General features: G+C 78.0%; 1 pseudogene. It reads right to left on the bottom strand.

Annotated features, from left to right (window positions below):
• Positions 1-329: pseudogene (locus tag VQ02_RS33980) on the bottom strand (hypothetical protein); the annotation flags it as partial.
• Positions 330-519: the final 190 nt, after the last annotated feature.

Genomic DNA, 519 nt, shown 5'->3' with positions numbered 1-519 from the left:
GCGGCGGGCCGCGCCTCCCGCGCCAGGGCCAGGTAGGCGACCGAGAGGGCGTGCTGCCCCGCCGGACGGCGGTTCCGGTCGCCGAAGGTGTAGAGCTGCTCGACGTAGCCCAGGCTCTGGCCGGTCTGGCGCTCAACCCAGGCGCGCAATCCCCGTTCCAGGGTCGGATGGGCCGGTTCCAGCGGGCCGGCGGGGAGGCCCTCGGCCCGGCCGGCGGGCTGGCCCGGCACCGGCACGGTGAGGACGCGCGGCTCGTCCAGGGTCGCCGCCACGATGACCGCCGCGAGCCCGACCATGGGTGCCGACGCACACGGCTCCGCCTCGCTCATCGCCCCTCTCCCGGATCCGCCGGGGACTTACCACGGCCCGCCGCCACCGCCAGGCTCCTTGTCAGGTCCTCGCCGCGCCGTGCTGGCCCGCCTCAGGCGCTGCGGCGAGCCCGCCCGCGTCCCGCCGCGCCGGTTCCCGCCCGGCGGCCTCCCGCACCAGCAGCCAGAAGAGCGCCACCAGCACCACCGG

The sequence above is a fragment of the Methylobacterium variabile genome, assembly GCF_001043975.1.
GTDB lineage: Bacteria > Pseudomonadota > Alphaproteobacteria > Rhizobiales > Beijerinckiaceae > Methylobacterium > Methylobacterium variabile.
Note: the sequence above shows the minus strand (reverse complement) of the source record. Positions and strands in the feature narration are given on the sequence as shown.